This is a genomic window from Citrobacter amalonaticus, from assembly GCF_037053465.1.
Taxonomy (GTDB): domain Bacteria; phylum Pseudomonadota; class Gammaproteobacteria; order Enterobacterales; family Enterobacteriaceae; genus Citrobacter_A; species Citrobacter_A amalonaticus_H.
This window is the reverse complement of the sequence record NZ_JBALIF010000038.1, coordinates 1-4,806: the sequence shown is the minus strand read 5'-3', so window position 1 is coordinate 4,806 and position 4,806 is coordinate 1. Positions and strand designations below refer to the sequence as shown.

Below are 4,806 nucleotides of genomic sequence, written 5' to 3'. Positions count from 1 at the left end.
GTCCTGCGACACTCCCCGCTAATATTAAGGCGAACGGTGCTGAGCACCGTTCTTAACCACCTCGCCAGAGCCTACCGAAGTATGGTGCTGGTTTATTAGCGCTGTTTTATGGGGATCCCTCAGCGCTTTAGCGGGCTTTTGTTTTTCGCTTGCTGGATGCTTCACTTCTTAATCATTTTCAGAAACATATAAACACTTGAGTTCGGTTAATCAACCACAGCATACGGTGTGACAATTCCCGTTTAATAAATGGCCAGAAAGTGAAAATTGATGAAATTTTCGCCATTACGTATATCTTTATTTTTAGTCAACATTAGCTCGTAATAGCAGACCTTTATTTTCATGCATACATCGTCTACGACATGCCTATTCCATGAAGGCATAATATCCTCATCCTGAATTTTATTTAAATATACTTCCTTTTTTATTTCGCAAAAATTATTTAATAAGTTTTAAATAATGCTTCCACTCATAATTTTAACATCTTGTCAATATATCAACAACACTATTCACAGGGTGTTAGATTTTCCTCGAGCGCTATTCCAAAGTTTGCAACTGCCGGAAATCCATACAAATACCGCTAGCCATGGCGTAATATTCATGAGAGCATATCTCCAGTACCTGCTATATCAAACAGCCTTTATGGTTGGTTGGCAAATGATACACTAAATCTTTAGTTATATTCCTAAATTGTCGTTTTATTTTATTTTGCGTAAAATTATCCTAATTAATAATTCCTCCGACTAAGGGTGCGTGGTACTCTATATATAGAGAGAGTATAAATCCCCGGCAAAATATTTTCGGGTATTATTGATAAATAATATATATTCACATTACTTATCATTGAATAAGAAGATCCTCAATATTTTATTTTTTCACCACGTTCATCTTCTGTTCATCATAAGTAATCAGTCGTGGCTGAATTAGCCTTTACATAAGCACTGACTGCAGCCACGTTACCACTTACGTAACGCCTAACATTTTAAAATTCAGATGGTTAACTCAGGCCATTAGAACAGATGTACGGGATACATATATCATGAAAACTGATTCAAACATTGCAAAATATAAAGTTGACGTTGTTTCTCGCGATGGTTCAAAGGTCGCACACGTTGTTGGCGCTGAAAAGCTAACTGTGCCAGTCAGTGGAAATGATATTGTCGTTATCCATGCTTCTCCAAAATCGGTGATTCGTTACGTGCGGGTTGGAAACGATCTGCTGATTTACCTTGAAGACGGTTCAGTAATTCAGTGTGATAGTTACTTTACCGATGCGAATAACGCGCTGGCATTTGAGTCTGCGCCCGGCAAATTTGAGCACATTACTTTCGATCTTTCACAGATACCTGCAGCCGGTGAATCGCTGACGCTGATATCTGAAACCGAATCCATCCCCAGCCTGTTTCCATTGATGGAAGCTACTTCCACCTCCATAAGCCCCGGCTGGTTATGGGGCGGTCTTGGTGCATTAGTCGGCGGGGCGGCCGGTATTGCCGGAGCTGCTGGTGGCGGTGGTGGCGGCGGTAGTCACGATGACAACAGCAATAACAATAACAACAATGGCGGTGACGGTGGCGGCAACGCAACCGGATATATTATTGCCATCAATCCGCCAGAAAATGGCGGAGTGATTAACGACGCGCTATCTCACCAGGCACTGACATTAAGCGGGACCAGCGATTTACCTGGTGGCACCTCCGTCATTGTTAATGTAAACGGCACTGACTATACCTGCCTTGCGCAGGCAGACGGCTCATGGTGTGTGACATTATCGCCGGCTGATGTCAGCGCACTGGCGGAAGGTATCTGTACTGTGAATGTCCGGGCGTATAGCGCCGAAGACCCGACACAGGTCATCGCGCAAACCGGTACTGCGCTGGTTGTGGAAACGGCGCATCCTGTCATCACCTTTAACAGTATGGGTGACAACATTCTCAACGCTGCGGAGGTGCAGCAGAACCAGATTCTGTCCGGTACTGTCACCAATGCCCAACCCGGCGACACGCTGGTTCTGACACTCAATGGACACACATACCAGACGACCATCCAGAATGACCTGAGCTGGCAGATTACTCTGCCCGCCGCTGATCTTTCAGCCCTGACGGACGGAACACAATCCTTTTCCGCCACCATCACCAACAGTGGTGGTAATACCGGCTCCGCGAACGGCAACCTTGTCGTTGATACGCAGGCACCCTCCATTAGCATCAATAATGTCACTGCTGACGATATTCTGAATAACAGCGAACATGAGCAATCGCAAATCATCAGCGGCACCACGTCCGGTAGCAAACCAGGCGATCTCATTACGATCACCATTGCCGGTAAAAACTGGACCTCTGTCGTGGATGCTCAGGGTAACTGGCAGGTCGGTATTCCGTCCGAAGATGTGCGGGCACTGGCGGAAGGAACGATTACCATCAGCGCAACCGTCACGGACAGTGCCGGAAACACCCGTACAGCCACGCATGATGTGCTGGTGGATGTCACCGGTCCGGGCCTTACCATCGATCCCGTGGCAGTTGACGACACTATTGACACCCTTGAAAAACAGCAGCCGCTCACCATTACCGGTACCTGCGATGCTGGTGTTACTGCCGTCACCGTGCTGATCGGCGGCAACCTCTATACGGCCGCCGTTAACGGCACGACCTGGTCGGTAACACTAAGCGCCGCGCAGACGGCCCAGTTGCCTTCAGGCGACCTGAATCTGGTCGTCTCAGCCTCAGACAGCATCGCCAACACAACCACCCTCACCCACCCGATTCATGTTGACAGTGTCTATGCTCCGGCAATCAGTATCGATACCGTTGCTGGCGACGATATTATTAATGCCGCCGAGGCGGGTACCAGCCAGGTGATTACCGGAAAAGTCATCAATGCCGAAGCTGGTGACACCATCACCGTTAAGCTGGGTTCTGCCACCTGGACAACAACCGTCGTCGCAGACAACAATGGCAATCTTATCTGGAAAGTCACCATTCCTGCGACTGACATGGCGTCACTGGCTGATGGTATTTGCACCTTAAGTGTTGAAGTCATCAACAGTAGCAATGCGACTGCGCAGAATACGCGAATTATTACCATTGATAAAACTGCCCCAGTTATCACCATCAGTGCGGTTGCTGGTGACGACATCATCAACAGCGCTGAGCACGGCGTGGCACAGATTATCAGCGGGACGGCCACCGGCGTCAGTGCGGGTGCAGCCGTCACCATTACCCTCAACGGCAAAACCTACACCACCACGACAGATGCCAGCGGCAACTGGAGCGTGGGCGTTCCGGCAGCCAATATCACTGCGCTCGCGGAAGGTAAAGCGACCATTACGGCTGATGTCCTGGATGCCGCCGGTAACAAAGGCAGCGCCACCCGGGATATCACCACCGACCTCACCGGACCGATCCTGACCATCGATAAGGTTACCGGTGATGATATCGTCAACGCCGCCGAAAAAGGTGCCGACCTGACACTCACCGGCACCTGTGGCGCCGGTGTCGTGACCGTGAAGGTCACCCTCAATGGCAAGACCTGTGACGCCACCGTCAGCAACGGCACCTGGAGCCTCTCCGTGCCTGCGGCTGATGTGGCTAAACTGGCTGACGGCACGGCAACCGTCTTCGCCCTCGCCATCGACACCACCGGCAACACCACCACCGCCACCCATGACTTCAGCGTCGTGGCAGACAGCACTCACCTGCCGACAGTCACCATTAACGCCCTCGGCGATGACTGGCTGAACGCGGCCGAAGTGGCTGTTGACCAGACCATCAGCGGGAAAGTCACCAACGCTGCGCCCGGTGACACGGTTAAAGTCACCCTCAACGGCAAGAACTACACTGCCACCGTTGGCCCCGACCTCACCTGGAGCATCACCGTTCCGGCCGCTGACCTGGCACTGATGACCGATGGCAAAGCCACCATCACCGCACAGGTCACTGCGGTGAACGGCAATACCGGCAGCACCACCCACGATATTACTGTTGACACCTCTGCCCCGGTTATCACCATCAGTGCGGTTGCCGGTGACGATATCATCAACAGCGCTGAACACGGCGTGGCGCAGATTATCAGCGGCACCGCCACCGGCGTCAGTGCGGGTGCAGCCGTCACCATTACCCTGAACGGCAAAACCTACACCACCACCACCGATGCCAGCGGCAACTGGAGCGTGGGCGTACCGGCGGCCGATATCACTGCGCTCGCGGAAGGTAAAGCGACCATTACGGCTGATGTCCTGGACGCCGCCGGTAACAAAGGCAGCGCCACCCATGACGTGACGGTGGATTTAACCAGCCCGACAGTGGCGATTAATACCGTCAGCAGCGATGATTTTGTTAACGCCGCCGAAAAAGGCGCCGACCTGACCCTCACCGGCACCTGTGGTGCCGATGTGTCCACCGTGAAGATCACCCTGAACGGCAAAACCTATGATGCCACCGTAACCAGCGGCACCTGGAATCTCACCGTGTCGGCTGCGGATGTCGCGCTACTGGCCGACGGTAAAGTCACCGTCACGGCGAATGCCACTGATGCAGCCGGCAACACCGGCACCGCCACGCACGACTTTACGGTCGACAGCATTGCACCGGCCGTCACCGCCGATAACGTCACCGCCGACAACATTGTTAACACCGCTGAGAAAGGCGGCGATATCACCCTGTCCGGCACCTGCGCGGCAGACACGAAGACCGTCACCGTTACCCTGAACGGTCACGATTACACCGCAACGGTGAGCAACGGCACCTGGACGGCCACCCTTCCGGCGGCGAATGCGGCGGCACTGACCGACGGCAGCCAGACCCT

General features: G+C 52.4%; 1 protein-coding gene. It reads left to right on the top strand.

Annotated elements, in window-relative coordinates; genetic code table 11:
- Positions 1–1,039 precede the first annotated feature (1,039 nt).
- On the top strand, positions 1,040–4,806 hold a 3,767-nt coding region (locus WB371_RS23470), incomplete at its 3' end, for an Ig-like domain-containing protein (protein ID WP_336222356.1).